This window comes from Catenulispora pinisilvae, from assembly GCF_015356865.1.
Classification (GTDB): Bacteria; Actinomycetota; Actinomycetes; order Streptomycetales; family Catenulisporaceae; genus Catenulispora; species Catenulispora pinisilvae.
This window is the reverse complement of the sequence record NZ_JAAFZA010000052.1, coordinates 40695-54314: the sequence shown is the minus strand read 5'-3', so window position 1 is coordinate 54314 and position 13620 is coordinate 40695. Positions and strand designations below refer to the sequence as shown.

Annotated in this window: 14 protein-coding genes and 2 pseudogenes; 10 read left to right on the top strand and 6 right to left on the bottom strand. The window is 68.3% G+C overall.

The window, feature by feature from the left end:
* Window positions 1-82: 82 nt before the first annotated feature.
* Genes IZR01_RS16875 through IZR01_RS16865 form a run of 3 tightly spaced genes read right to left on the bottom strand, consistent with a single transcriptional unit; the run spans window position 83 to window position 2285 of the window.
* Entirely contained in the window at window positions 83-658 is a 576-nt protein-coding gene (locus IZR01_RS16875; protein WP_194893285.1) for a TetR/AcrR family transcriptional regulator, read from the bottom strand.
* Window positions 659-667: 9 nt separating this feature from the next.
* On the bottom strand, window positions 668-2089 hold the full coding sequence (locus tag IZR01_RS16870; RefSeq protein ID WP_194924388.1) for an amidase: 1422 nt from the start codon (window positions 2087-2089) through the stop codon (window positions 668-670).
* Window positions 2076-2285, bottom strand: coding sequence for a hypothetical protein (locus IZR01_RS16865; RefSeq protein ID WP_194893283.1), 210 nt, complete (start codon window positions 2283-2285; stop codon window positions 2076-2078). Before IZR01_RS16865 ends, IZR01_RS16870 begins: the two co-directional genes overlap by 14 nt.
* A 129-nt stretch (window positions 2286-2414) precedes the next feature.
* Here IZR01_RS16865 and IZR01_RS16860 point away from each other — a divergent pair, with 129 nt between their 5' ends.
* From IZR01_RS16860 to IZR01_RS54800, 3 genes and pseudogenes are all read left to right on the top strand, one after another.
* Complete coding sequence (locus IZR01_RS16860; RefSeq protein WP_194893282.1) at window positions 2415-3686, top strand: MFS transporter; 1272 nt, start codon at window positions 2415-2417, stop codon at window positions 3684-3686.
* Window positions 3687-3709: 23 nt separating this feature from the next.
* Complete coding sequence (locus tag IZR01_RS16855) at window positions 3710-4654, top strand: MBL fold metallo-hydrolase (protein WP_194893281.1); 945 nt, start codon at window positions 3710-3712, stop codon at window positions 4652-4654.
* Between the two features lie 556 nt (window positions 4655-5210).
* Window positions 5211-6518, top strand: a pseudogene (locus tag IZR01_RS54800) (IS701 family transposase).
* Window positions 6519-6770: 252 nt separating this feature from the next.
* Here the strand turns inward: IZR01_RS54800 and IZR01_RS16845 are convergent.
* Window positions 6771-7421 (bottom strand): TetR/AcrR family transcriptional regulator, encoded by a 651-nt coding sequence (locus tag IZR01_RS16845; RefSeq protein WP_194893280.1) that lies wholly within the window; start codon window positions 7419-7421, stop codon window positions 6771-6773.
* A gap of 73 nt (window positions 7422-7494) precedes the next feature.
* Between IZR01_RS16845 and IZR01_RS16840 the strand changes: the two genes are divergently transcribed.
* The 6 genes and pseudogenes from IZR01_RS16840 to IZR01_RS16820 all read left to right on the top strand — a co-directional run bounded on the left by IZR01_RS16840 (window position 7495) and on the right by IZR01_RS16820 (window position 11444).
* Window positions 7495-8958, top strand: coding sequence for an MDR family MFS transporter (locus IZR01_RS16840; protein WP_194893279.1), 1464 nt, complete (start codon window positions 7495-7497; stop codon window positions 8956-8958).
* A gap of 63 nt (window positions 8959-9021) precedes the next feature.
* Entirely contained in the window at window positions 9022-9726 is a 705-nt protein-coding gene (locus IZR01_RS16835; protein WP_194893278.1) for an SIP domain-containing protein, read from the top strand.
* Window positions 9727-9912: 186 nt separating this feature from the next.
* On the top strand, window positions 9913-10455 hold the full coding sequence (locus tag IZR01_RS16830) for a transposase family protein (protein WP_228554307.1): 543 nt from the start codon (window positions 9913-9915) through the stop codon (window positions 10453-10455).
* A 10-nt stretch (window positions 10456-10465) separates the two neighbouring features.
* Window positions 10466-10639, top strand: a pseudogene (locus IZR01_RS54795) (transposase); the annotation flags it as partial.
* 235 nt (window positions 10640-10874) lie between these two features.
* Window positions 10875-11132 (top strand): hypothetical protein, encoded by a 258-nt coding sequence (locus IZR01_RS50630; RefSeq protein WP_228554304.1) that lies wholly within the window; start codon window positions 10875-10877, stop codon window positions 11130-11132.
* A 60-nt stretch (window positions 11133-11192) separates the two neighbouring features.
* The gene (locus IZR01_RS16820) at window positions 11193-11444 is read left to right on the top strand and encodes a transposase (protein WP_194893276.1); all 252 of its coding nucleotides are present in this window, start codon (window positions 11193-11195) and stop codon (window positions 11442-11444) included.
* A gap of 255 nt (window positions 11445-11699) precedes the next feature.
* On the opposite strand, the gene IZR01_RS16815 is transcribed toward IZR01_RS16820, so the two are convergent.
* Window positions 11700-12383 carry a hypothetical protein gene (locus IZR01_RS16815; RefSeq protein WP_194893717.1) on the bottom strand — a complete coding sequence of 228 codons (684 nt, stop codon included), beginning with the start codon at window positions 12381-12383 and terminating at the stop codon, window positions 11700-11702.
* Window positions 12380-13009, bottom strand: a complete 630-nt coding sequence (locus IZR01_RS16810) for an RNA polymerase sigma factor (protein ID WP_194893718.1) — start codon at window positions 13007-13009, stop codon at window positions 12380-12382. The genes IZR01_RS16815 and IZR01_RS16810 overlap by 4 nt, the downstream gene beginning before the upstream one ends.
* Window positions 13010-13330: 321 nt before the next feature.
* Between IZR01_RS16810 and IZR01_RS16805 the strand changes: the two genes are divergently transcribed.
* Entirely contained in the window at window positions 13331-13567 is a 237-nt protein-coding gene (locus IZR01_RS16805; protein WP_194893719.1) for a hypothetical protein, read from the top strand.
* The last annotated feature ends 53 nt before the right edge of the window (window positions 13568-13620 follow it).

Sequence of the window (13620 nt, the reverse complement as noted above, 5' to 3'; positions counted from 1 at the left end):
GACCCGACCCGACCCGGTACCGGTTTCGCCTTGCGGACCTTCCTCCAGCCTGGCGGGCGTTCTCAAACTGCACGGTGTCTACCTAGTTGGCCGCGCCTGTTCCGGCGTTGTCGAAGATCCCTGTCACGAGTTGGCGGGCATACTCGGCATCGAGACCGTCGGGGCGGAAGAGGATGCGGTACATCAAGGGGGCGACGACGCGGTCCATGACTGTCTCGACGGCCGGTGTCTCCTCGCCGCGTTCGGCGGCGCGGCTGAGGATGACGTCGATCTGTTCGGCGGCGTAGGCCGAGCAGCGGCCGGCGTTGCCGCCGTCCGGGTCGCCGAGCAGGGCGTCGCGGATGTAGGCGCGGCCGGAGGGGGAGGACATCTCGTCGAGGAACTGCTCGGCCCAGGCCGTCAGGTCGGAGCGGAGTGTGCCGTGGTCGCCGGGTGTGGTGTCGGGGCGTAGCCGCTCGACCGCCACGTCCGACAGCAGTTCCTGCAGGTCTCCCCACCGTCGGTAGACCGTTGACGGGGTCACGCCGGCGCGCTGGGCGATCATCGGCACCGTCAGGGCGTCCCGGCCCACCTCGGCGGAGAGCTCGCGCACGGCGGCGTGCACCCCGGCTTGGACGCGGGCGCTGCGTCCGCCGGGGCGTACCATCTGTCTGCTCATAGATCTACTTTAAAGCGAAATCATTGCTTCTAGTGTCTGCTCGTAGGCGTGGCCGATCCGCAGGAGCACTCGCTCACCGAGCGGCCGCCCGAGCAGTTGCATGCCGATGGGCAGTCCCGCCGTGTCCTGGCCGACCGGTATGGACAGGGACGGTATTCCGGTGATGTTGGCGGGGGACGAGAGGCGTACGTAGGCGTCGGAGACGCCCTCGACGGTGCCGTCGGCCCAGGTGATCGTCTCCTGGCCGGCCTTGACGGCGGTCGCCGGGATGGTGGGGGCGGCGATCACGTCGACCTGCCGCAGCAGGCGGGTCCATTCCTGCCGCATGAGGGTTCGCGAACGCTGAGCGCGCAGGTAGTCCCCGGCAGGCATCAGTTCGCCGGCCTCGAGGAGGGTGCGGACATCGGCCTGGTAGAGCTCGGGGACGGTGCGCAGGGTGCCCTCGTGGTACGCGGTGGCCTCGGGCACCATCAGAGCCCACTGGGTGGCCTGGATGTAGCGCGTCATGGGGATCTCCACCTCGACGAGGCGTGCGCCCAGGGCTTGCAGCCGGTTGATGGCCTGCCGGACGCTGTCTTCGACCTCGGGGTCGGTGTGGTCGAAGTAGTAGTTGCGCGGCACGCCGACCCGAAGCCCCGTCAGGTCCGGGTCGGCGGTCGGCCGGTAGTCCGCGGCGGGTGTGGTCGGGGAGGCCGCGTCCAGGGAGGCGAAGTCCAGGGAGGCGGCGTCCTGGGGGTCGTGTCCGGTCAGGGCGGTCAGGGCGGTTAGGACCAGGGCCGCGTCTTCGACGGTGCGGGTGATCGGGCCGACGTGGTCCAGGGACCAGGACAGAGAAGTGACGCCGTGACGAGGGATGAGGCCGTAGGTCGGCTTGAGGCCCACCACCCCGTTGAGCGCGGAGGGCACCCTGATGGACCCGCCGGTGTCGGTACCCAGAGCGAACGTGGCCATGCCGGCCGCTACGGCTACGGCGGATCCGCCGCTGGATCCGCCCGCGATCCGGTCGGTGTCCCAGGCGTTGTGGGTCTGCGGGGTGGTCAGGCCGTAGGCGAACTCGTGCGTGTGCGTCTTGCCGAGCAGGACCGCACCGGCCTGCGCCAGACGCGTGGCGACCGTGCTGTCGGTTCGCGCCAGGTGGCCGGCGCGGACCTGGGAGCTGGCCGTTGTCGGCGTGCCCGCGACGTCTATCAGATCTTTGAGACCCATGGGGATGCCGTGCAGCGGACCGCGGTGGCGGCCGGCCACGATCTCGCGTTCTGCTTCACGCGCGGCCCTGCGGGCCCGCTCGGCGCTGATGGTGACGTAGGCCTGAAGGCGCGGCTGCATCTGCGCGATGCGCTGAAGGACGGAGTCTGCCAGCTCGACAGGGGACAGTCGTCGTTCCCGGATCGCGTCGGCGGCCGCGGCCAGGGACAGTTCATACGGCTGCATCAGGGATCTCCTGTCCTGCGCGGTAGGCGATGGCGGGTGGGGTGTCGCCGAAGTCCAACTCGCGCAGGATCTCGACGACGGAGCTGATGTGGTTGGCGACGGCCGCGACCTCGGTGTGGCGGTCGGCGGGCAGGTGGAGCCCGGCGCGGGCGGCCCAGCGGGCCACCTCCGGCGGGGTGGGTTGTGCGGCGGACACGGACTTCCTTCTTTCCTCATGCTGAAGTGGCGCGGCACCCTTCAGGTAAAAGCTAAGAGTTTGCTTTAGCTTACGGTAGGGCCTACAGTGACTTAAAGCAAACCCATAGCGTTTAGCTGAGAGGGCCCCATGGCCACCGCCACCCGCCGAGCACCTGCCCCCCGTCCCTACCAGGCCGTCCGCACCGTCCGCACCCGCACGGCCGACCGACCGGCCGCCTTCGCCCTGACCGCCTCGATCCTGGCCGCTCTCCTCGCCGCATCCAGCGCGCCCACCCCGCTCTACCCGCGCTACCAGGACATATGGCACCTGACCTCGCTCACCGTCACCGTCGTCTTCAGCGCCTACTCCCTGGCCTTGCTGCTGGCCCTGCTCACTACCGGAGCGCTCTCCGACCATCTGGGACGACGTCCTGTACTGGTGGGTGCCCTGCTGGTGCAGGCCTGTGCCATGATGCTGCTGGCCTCGGCGGACGGCGCCGGTGCGCTGATCGCGGCCCGCGTCCTGCAGGGAGCGGCTACCGGCGTGGCCACCAGCGCCGCGGGCGCGGCCCTGCTGGACCTGGCCGATCCCCGGCGTCCGGGCCGATCCGCGCTGACCAACAGCATCGCCCCGGTGACGGGTATGGCCGCCGGTGTCCTGGCCGCCACCCTCCTCGTGGGCTTCGCGCCCGCACCGACGGTCACCGTGTACGTCGTGCTGGCGGTCGTGTTCGCAGCTCAGGCGGTAGCGGTCATGCGCACCGCGGAGACGGCCCGCCCGCATGCCGGCGCCCTGCGTTCGTTACGCCCCCGACTCGCGGTGCCGCCCGCGGCGCGCCGCGCCCTGCTGGTGGTCGGTACCGGTGTCGTGGCCGTCTGGGCGTTGGGCGGCTTCTACTCCTCCCTCGGGCCGGCGCTGGTGCACCTCGTGTCGCCCGGCGCCCCGCAAGCCGCCGGGGGCCTGGTCTTCTTCACACTCAGCGCCACCGCCGCGCTGACCGTGTGGATGCTGCGACACTCGGTGCCGCGCACTGCCGCCATCGGCGGAACCCTGGCCGTCGTCCCCGCCACGGCCTTGACGCTGAGCGGTCTGCACGGAGTCGGGCTGCCTGCCGTCTATGGCGGTGCGGCCCTGGCCGGGATCGCTTTCGGTGCCGTCTCGCAAGGGGCGCTGCGCATGACACTCGCTGCACTCGACGAGTGGGACCGTGCCGCGACGCTCGCCGCGTACTACGTCCTCAGTTACCTTTCCATGAGCCTGCCCGCCATCGCCGCGGGCGCCGCCACCCAGCACTACGGACTGCGCACCGCCGCCTACGCCTACGCCGTCGGCGCCGCCGTGCTGGCCGTCGCGGCCTTGGCAGCGCTTATCGTGCCGAGGAGCAGGCTCGTCCGCCACGTACTCAACGACCTGCTGTAACGAGACCGAAGGAAAGACCGATCATGAGTACTGCGCCCGTCACCGACCCGACCGCTGCCGACCTGACTGCCTCCAATCCGACCGCCGCCGCGTCCTGGACCGTGGGTGATGTCACCGTCCACCGCGTCGACGAGGTCCTGCTGTCGCCCGCGACCGGACCGTGGTTGCTGCCCGACGCCACCCCGGACCTCGTCGCCGCGCAGGACTGGCTGCATCCCCACTTCGCCGACGACGAGGGCCTCCTGCGCCTGCACAGCCACAGCTTCGCCTTCGCGCTCGGCGGGCTGCGCGTCTTGGTAGACACCGGTATCGGCAACGGCAAGGAGCGTGCCAACCCCGCGTGGCACAACCTGGACACCGACTACCTCCGGGGCCTGGCCGACGCCGGATTCGACCCGGACTCGGTCGACCTGGTGATCCTCACTCACCTGCACGCCGACCACGTCGGTTGGAACACGCGGAACGTGAATGGGACGTGGGTGCCCACCTTCCCCCGCGCCCGCTACCTGACCTCCCGCGACGAGCGGGAGTTCTGGGCTGGATATGAGATGGAGCCGGCGCGTGAGCAGATGTTCCGGGACTCCGTGATCCCGGTGGAGGAGGCGGGCCTGCTCGATCTCGTCAACGTACCCGCCGAGGGCGCCGACGTCGCCCCGGGGCTGCGGCTTCTCCCCACTCCCGGTCACACCCCCGGCCACGTCGCCGTCGAGCTGACCAGCCACGGCCGGACGGCGCTGATCACCGGCGACTGCGTCCACCACCCCGTCCAGCTCGCAGACCCTGGCATCGGTGCCTGCGTCGACATCGACCCGCGACAGTCCGAGGCCTCGCGCCGTACCCTGCTTGCCGGACTCGTCGGAACGGACACCCTGGTCCTGGGCACGCACTTCGCGCCGCCCACAGCCGGGCATGTCGTGCACCACGAGGGCGGCTACCGTTTCTCGCCGGTCTCCGGAGCATCACGCTGAAGGAGTAGGGCGGGCAAGGGTTGAATGCGGGACATGAGCACAAAAGACTACGGATACACTCGCCGGCTGGTGGACGACCTCTTCGTGGATCTCAGTCCCGAGGAAGTCAAGACAGTCGAGATTCTTGATGCGGCCGAGAGCCAGCGAGTTGAGACTGCTGCTCTCAGTACGGTTCCCATGACGAGGTGGAGTGCGATCGACACGGCCGAGGCGGACGTCGCCGGGAAGTGGAATCCCGGCACGGATCGTGCGATGGCACAGCGGATCCGCGAGGTTTTGGGCCTGTTCGGCGAACCGTCGGAAGTCGTCGTCATCGTAGAGGGAAACGCCTTGATTCCGTCGATCAGGCTTCCTTCGAGCGCGGTCGCCGATCATGGAGAGGAAGTCGTGGCGGCGTGCCATGGCCTGTGGATCATCCTGCCTGGTGGCTGTGTGGTCGAGAAGTACCATGAAGGCCGCATCGTTATTCGGTGGTTTGTTGGCTCTGGCCTGGTTTCGCAGTATCCGTACCTAGAGAGGGTAGTGGTGCGGGGCTGGGTTTGTGCAGGTGGTAGGCGTGACGGCGAGACGGCCGTGTCCGGTGGTGCCGGGTCCGCTGGAGGACTACGCGGCGATGTTCGATCCGCTGTTCGCCTCGCTGGCCCAGCGCAGGGGTTTCCGGGAGTACCTCACCGGGCTGCTGGCGCCGCGCGATCGGAACAAGACCCTGACGGCTCTGGCCGGGGCCGAACCGGTCGTCGGGGCGCAGCATCCGGCGGTGCAGCGGCTGCAGTTCTTCTTGTCCGAGTCCCGCTGGGACCACGAGGCGATCAACACCCGGCGGCTGGAGCTGCTGCTCGCGGATCCAGCCACCGCCCCGCACGAGTGTGGGGTGCTGGTCATCGACGATTCCGGGGACCGCAAAGACGGCACCGCGACCGCCCACATCGGCCGGCAATGGCTGGGCCGGCTGGGCAAGACCGACAACGCCGATCGTCACCGTCACCACAGTCTGGGCCGATGAGCGCGTCTACTACCCGGTACACGCCGTGCCCTACACCCCGGCCAAGTACTTCCTACGCGGTAAGGCCGACTTCGACTTCCGGACCAAGCTGCAGATCGGCGCCGAACTGGCGGCCCGCGCTGTCAAGGCCGGCTTCGTCTTCCGGGCCGTGGCTGCGGATGCCGCCTACGGTGACCAGGACGGGTTCCGCGGCGAGCTGCGCACCGCCGGGCTGCCTTTTGTCATGGCCCTGAAACCCCGGCACGGCACCTGGGCCTACGGCGCGGACGCCTACACCCCGGCCGACGCCGCCCGCATCCTGACCTTCACCAGCGAAGAAGAGCCCGGGGACTGGACGCCGGTCACCTGCACCTTCCACGACGGACACACCGAGACCTGGTGGGCCGCCGACGCGCGGCTGGGATTCTGGGGCCCGGACGGCACGACCCGCCTGGTGGTGGCCACCGCCGATCCGGCCACGCTGCCGGGATCGAGCAGAGCTACAAGCAGGTCAAAGACGAGCTGGGCTGGGCCGACCGCTCCGACACGGCGATCCGCCGCCACCAGACCCTAGTGAACTGCGCGTTCTCGTTCTGCTGGGACACCTGGTTCGACCAACCGGCATCGCCGGACCCGCCGACGACGGCCGATGCCGCCGCCGGAGAGAGGGGGTCCCGAACCCGGGCGCCAGCCCTCCCCGCCGTCCTGGCCGAAGGCGATCCGCGCCGTCCGGGCCTGGCTGGCCCCATGGATCGCGCTACAACGCTGGTGGCAGGCATGGTCGCCCGAGCCCCCGCCACCAGACCTCCAAGCCCTGATCAACGCAGTCGGCACAGGACGAGGACTCAACCTCTACCTCCCGCCTTAACAAACCACCGCTAGGGCTTGTAGCCGTCAGACAAAGCGATGGCGGTTCTCGCTGGCGTCGTCCCGGTCCCCGATGCCGGTCGCGATCGGCCAGCCGCGCTTGAAGGGGCGGCGTAGCCGAGGTAGGGGCTCTTGTTCTCCAGGTAGGTGCGGACCTTTTCGACCGTCTCGGTCTCGCTGGCGCCGAGTCCGGCGTCGGCGACGTGCTCGCGTAAGTGAGGGGCGATGGAGCCGCTCCAAGAAGTCCTCAAGACTCGGTTCACGGCATTAGCGGGCGCCGTATGCGCGGACGAAGGCGCGCGCGCCGTCAATCATGGTCGCTCGGAGTCGTTCCTGGTCTACAGCGAGCGGGTTCGGCTGCTCGTTGAAGGCCAAGAGAACTGTGAGAGCGAAAAAGTGATCCGTCGCGCGCCGCGCATCTTCGGCATCGAGGAGTCCGAGCTCGGTGAAGTGCGCGATACGTTCGGCGATGGCATTCTCGATCGCCGTGGTCTCCACGTCGTCATCCGCGTCCGGGTCTTGCCAACGTCGCTGCGCGACCAACGCCCAGACCGCGGAGTACTCGATGGAACCGACGAGCCCGATGCCGAAGTCGATGGCGGTCTCCGTCAGCGCCTCCTCCAGTCGAGCCGAGCTGGTGATGCCGGCACCGTCGCCGAGATGCGCGCCGATGACCTGCCGAGCGAATGCGTCCAGAGACTCGGCGGCGTCAGCGAGGATCGCGCGGAACAGCCGCTGTTTGTCACCGAAGTGGCTGTAGACGGTGGCCTTAGAGACCTGGGCCCTGGCAGCCACGGCGTCCATGCTGACGCGATCCACGCCTTGACTGACGAACAGGTCGCGTGCCGCTGCCAGGACGGCCCGGCGCTTCGCCGCCGATCCCGCACTCAGCAGGTGCACCGGCTTGGGCTCATTCATCCCTCCACGATACACGAATCAGACTGAACGGTTCAGTGTTGCACTACTGAACTGAACGGTTTAGTTTGAATCTATGACGACGACAATACCGGCCCCTACGGGCGCGCTCGTGCCGCAGCGGCGGCTGAACCTCATCAGCGTGGTTCTAGTCCTCGGGGTTTTCACGACTCTGCTGGACGCCACGATCGTGAACATCGCGATCGACCACCTGCACACCGTCTTCAACGCCTCGGTTGCCCGGACCCAGTGGGTCGCCACCGCCTACCTGCTGCTCTATGTGGCGGTGATCCCCGTCAGTGGATGGGCCTCCGAGCGATTCGGCGCCCGCAACGTCTGGGCCTTCGCGGTCGCGGCCTTCCTCGTCGGCTCGGCCCTGTGCGCCTCGGCGAGCTCGCTGCCGATGCTGATTGCCTTCCGCGCGCTCCAGGGCACCGGCGGGGGCATGCTGATCCCGCTCTCCTTCTCGATGCTCACCCGCGCCGCCGGCCCCGAGCGGATCGGGAAAGCCATGATCGCGATCGCGCTCCCAGCGCAGCTGGCCCCGGTACTGGGTTCGGTGCTCGGCGGGCTCATCCTCCAGTACTGGTCCTGGCAGTGGATGTTCCTCGTCAACGTCCCGGTCTGCATCGCAGCCCTCACCCTCGTCCGGTTCCTTCCCGCAGTCCCCGGCCGTCCCGGCGACCGGCTGGATGTACTCGGCCTCATTTTGCTGACCCCCGGCGTCATCGCATTGGCATACGGCGTCTCCGAGGCCGCCGGCGCCAACGGCTTCGCCGCCGTATCCGCCTGGCTGCCGCTACTGATCGGCACCGTGCTCATCGCGGCCTTCGTCCGGCATTCGCTGGCCTCGCGGCGCAAGCCCCTCATCGACGTGCGCCTGTTCGCTCGGCGCAGCTTCGGCCTCAGCAGCATCATCACATTCATGGCCGGGTTCTCCACCTATGCCCTGACCCTGCTGCTGCCGCTGTTCTACCAGCAGCTTCGCGGCGAGAGCGTGTTGACCACGGGCCTGCTGCTGATCCCCCAGGGCGCCGGTACGACACTCTTCTTCCTCCTCGCACGCCCCCTGGTGGCCAAGCTCGATGGACGCCTCGTCGTCGCCGGCGGAATCGCCCTGACAATGATCGGCATCCTGCCCTTCACCTTCGCCGACCTCCACGGCGGCGAGCTTCTGCTGCTGGCCGGCCAACTTCTGCAGGGCATCGGTTTCGGTGCGGCCACGTACCCGGTCATGACCCTCGCCTTCGGCAGCCTCAGCCACGAGGAGACCCCCAGCGGCAGCGCGGCCTTCAGCGTCGTCCAGCGCGTCGGAGCGCCCTTCGGCGTCGCCGTCATCGCCGTCATCCTGCAGAACCACCTGAAAACCGCCCACACCCCGAGCCAAGTGCTTTCCGGGTTCGCCGACGCCTTCTGGTGGACCTTCGGCCTGGGCACCATCCCGCTCGCCCTCGCCTTCCTCATCCCCAGGAAGCACAACCAGGTGCGCAAAGAAGACACCGTGCTCGACGCGAACGAGCTCGGCCCCGCCGCCGAATGACGACCCCACTCACCAGCCCCATCAATCCGCGGAAGCCTTGAGCCGCCGCAAGGAGAGACGTTCATGCCCAAAGCACCGGCCCTCGTCGGCAAGCTCGCCGAAACTCTCATGGGCCGTCGAGCGCGCGTACTTCGCACCGAGCGGATCGCACCCGACTTCCTTGAACTCGAGTTCCGCGCCGACCCGCCGGCCGGCGGCTGGCAGCCCGGCCACGAGGTGCAGGTTCGCGCGACCCCGACACAAGGGCGCCGCTACAACGTCCGTACCGTCGACGCACCCGACCGCATCACCGTCCTCGCCGTTCTCCACGGCGACGGACCGGGTGCGCGATGGCTGCAGAGCCTTCACCCAGGAACGGAGACCACACTTCTGGCCAGCCGCTACGTGTCCATGAGACTGACCGGCACCCACCGGCTGCTCATCGGCGACGGCTCCGCACTCGGCACCCTCGACGCATACGCCACCGCCGGCCGGCACCCGTCGACCGTGGTGATCGAGGCCCCGTCAGCGTCGGTCGACCGGCTCCGCGGTAGGTGGCCCCACTACCGCTTCGTCCCCGCGTTCGCAGACGATCCCGGGGCGATGACCCGCGCCTGGCTCGATGAGACGCTCCGCCGCGAAGACCTCGCCGATGTCGATGGCGCACTTCTCCTCGGCCATGCCCAGTCCATCCAAGGCCAAAGGCAAGCACTCGTCGGCGCGGCGATCCTCGACCGAAACGCGATCACCACCAGGCCGTATTGGGCAACAGGAAAAACCGGACTCTAGGCGCGGCCGCAGCGTCGCACCCACCTCGGTGAACGGATCTGGCCCACATTCAGTGATCGAACTGGCTACATGGGGTGGGCGCGCCTGCCAATATGACGTCGGCGGTCATCACAGACTATTGATTTACTCTTGCCGCACCTAGCGTTCGTGCAGGTAGAGAGCATAGATCGCCGCGACGGCATCGTGATGCTCGGCACGTGCGCGGTAGGCCCGACGGCGACTTGTCCACGATGCGGAGCGAGGTCGGAGCGGGTTCACAGCCATTACCGGCGGCGTCTGGGGGACCTGCCGATCGGCGCGCAGCCGGTGATCGTCGAGCTGACCGTGCGCCGGTTCTTCTGCGACGGACCATGTCCTCTGCGCACGTTCGCCGAGCGGGTCGGGGTCCTGACCTCACGCTATGCCCGTCGCAGTATTCCGGCGGCTGGCCTGGTCACGCAGCTGGGGCTGATGTTGGCCGGTCGGTCGGCGGCCCGGATGGTTGCGGTGTTCGGTCTGCCGGTCGGGCGGAACACGCTGATCCGCGCGGTGCGGGCGCTTGCGGACCCACCGATCGGCGCGGTCGAAGTGCTCGGTGTTGACGACTTCGCCATCCGGCGCGGCCGGGTCTACGGCACGATCGGGCTGGACATGGCCGACCACCGGCCGATAGACCTGTTCGAGGGACGCGAGGCTGACGACCTGGCCGCACGGCTCGAAGCACACCCCGGCGTAGAGGTCGTGCCGTGACCGTGGCGGCGCCTACGCCGACGGCGCCCGGCGCGGCGCGCCGGAAGCGATCCAGGTCGCCGACCGGTTCCACTTGTGGAAGAACCTCGGCGAGCATGTGAAGAAGACCGTCACCGCACACTACGGCTGTCTGTGCCAGGCCTCGGACGACGTGCTGCGGGATGCGCGACAGGCGTGGGAGCAGCGGCCCGATGCCGAGCAGCTGGCCGCGGCCGCCGCCGCTCGGCGCATCGACGAAACGGTGATCGCCGGAGCGGATCGGGCGCACCTTCGCCGAGGTCCAGGAGCTGAAGGCCGCTGGGCTGGGCATCCGGCGGATCAAACGCGCGACCGGGCTGGCCAAGGGCACCATCGCGCGTTACCGCCATGCCGAGACCGTCGAGGAACTCCTGGTCGCCACACGCACCGGCAAGTCGAGCGTGCTGGACGAGTACAAGCCCTACATCCACGAGCGCTTCAACGCCGGCGTCACCAACATCAAGCAGATATGGACCGAGATCCACGAGATGGGCTGCTCTGCCGCCTACGGCACGCTGCGGGACTACATGAAGCCGTTCCGCCAGGTCGGTGTCGCGCCGCCGGGCAGGCCCGCAGCGCCGGAGGTCGGCGAGGCGACGACGTGGCTGCTGACCCGTCCCGACAATCTCGATGGGGACGAGGCGGTGAAACTCAAGTAGGTCAAGGCCGCGTGCCCGCACTTGGAGGCGACGGCGAAGATTGTCGGGCGGTTCGCCCACATGCTCACCGAGCTGGAAGGCGGCAAACTCGAAGCCTGGCTGGCCGACGTTGAGGCCAGCGGCCTGCCGCAGCTGAAGACGTTCGCCAACGGCATCCGCCACGACCGCGACGCCGTCATCAACGGACTTACCCTCGAACACAATTCCGGTGCTGTGGAAGGAGTCATGGACCGACTGAAGGTCTACAAACAGCAAATGTACGGCCGCGCGGACTTCGACCTACTCCGCAAACGGGTCCTGCTGAGCTCTTGACCAGTTCGATCACTGAATGTGGGGCAGATCCAGATCCGAATGAAACCGCCGCAGACAGGCGACGTGACCGTGCCGGAGGCCTGCTCCATGAATATCGGCAGGTCGTATAGGTTGTCGGCACCCTCAGCATACTGCACATGGCGCCGTGCAGCGCCGCGCCAGAGAACTGATTCGAGCGGCGCGACCGCATCCGGCAACCGGATGCGGTCGCGCCGCCGCGTGGCGCCGGCCGGCGCCACGCGTGAGGGTGTGCTGTCAGTGCCCTGCGTACATCGATATCGGTGCCGTGTCGGTGGGAATGATCGGATTCGGCACCGGATGGACGGGCGTGATCACCAGAAAGTCGTGGTGCATCGGGTCGCCGGTCCCGAATCCGAGCAGATCCAACTGGCCGTTGGCGACGGAGGTGGAGTAGTCGCCGTTGCTTTGCCGGAAGGCCACGCTGATGCTGTCCCCGATGTGTATTTTGACGTTCTTCACCTGGTCGGGGCTTATCGCGGTGACCGTGGCTTCGACCCCGAGCTTGGACAGGTCGGCCTGGAACTCGGCCGGGTTCACGGCCGCGCTGGCGTGGAAGACGATGTGCACACTGTTGTCGCCAACCACCTTGGTCAGGCTGTATGCCACGGTGCTGATCTGGTCGCCGGCGACGGTGTCGTCGCCGGGGGTGGTGCTCGTCGCGACCGCGTGGCCGGCGGCGGAGTGGCTTTCGTGGGTGGCGACGGCGGCGAACGCCCCGACGGCGGCCGCGGAGACGGCGACCGACGTGGCCACACGGACCGCCAGGCGGCGTGGCTGGTTGCGGCGGTTCATGGACGTCCAGCTGGTCATCAAGTGCTCCTCACGGAGGTGTCGGCGGCCGGGCAGGAAGTCACGGTCGGGGGGCACCGGGAGCATCTGGCGCAGGGCGCGCAGGTCGTCATCGGGGTTCCCGGTCATCGTGATCTCCTGTTCGTGGGCCGGACCGCATCGGTGCGGTCATCCGGTAGCTGTCTGTCTGGGCGGGCTGGGTTCCCGGTTTGGGCGAGAGTTTTTTCAGCGAGCTGGTCCAGGCGCCGCCGGGCCCGCGATAGGCGGGAGCGGACCGTGCCCACCGGCACGCCCAGCGCGGCGGCCGCGGCCGCGTAGTCCAGGCCGGCCCATACGCACAGCGACAGCACCTCGCGGTCGGTACGCCGCAGCCCGGCCAGGACCTGTTTGACCACGGCGATGCGTTCCTGGTCGTCCAGCCTCTCGACCATCTCGTCGGCCAGGTCGGGGACCAGTTCGGGCGTGGGGATCTTCTGCATGAGCCGGTGGTGGCGCCACGCCGCGCGCCGGCGCTGGTGCATGACGTTGGTGGCGATGCCCAGCAGCCAGGGCAGCAGGCTGCCACCGTGGGGGTCGGCCCTGCCGCGCAACCGCCACGCTTCCAGGAACGTCAGCGACGTGCAGTCCTCGGCGACCGACCAGTCGCCGCTCAACCGGAGGCAGTGGTTGTACACAGACCTGCCGTGTTTTCGGAACAGCTCGGCGAACGCGCCTTCGTCACCAGCCCGTATCCGGGCCCGGAATTCGTCGTCCATGCCATGGCCTGTCGTTTCGGCCGGGTGTGGTTCCCGTGATGTGCGTCACACCCGCGGTGGTCATCCGCAACAGATCATCAAACCCGGACACGGACCGCTGTGCCACGGTCGATGCCGCTCGACGGTGGCACAGCGGTCCGAAGCCGAATCGGGAACTCCGCCGTGATCCCTGTAGTACCTCTGAAACTTGGCCACTGGTATCGTGACCTGGGATTTTAGGAGGCTTTCTGGTACTCGTTGATCAGTCCTGCGAGGACTGTTTTGCGACGTATCCGCTGTGCGGGTATTGGAAACGGGACGACGTTTGGAGCATCGTCGGGGGTGCAGGTGGCGTTCGCCAAAGATGAGCATCCGGTCGGCGCGGACGGTGCGTACGAAGCGTTCGGCGATGGCGTTCATCCGCGGGGCCTGCGGCGCGGTGAGCAAGGTTTCGACGCCGATGGAGGCGAAGACGGCGTCGAACGCGGCGGTGAATTTGGCGTCGCGGTCACGGATGAGTCGGGTGAAACGGTGCCCCGTGTCTTGCAGGCCACCCAGGGTGCAGATGATGCTCAGTGAGTTCGCTACCCAGCCATCGCGCGCATCTTTGACCTGTGACGATGCACTCGCGC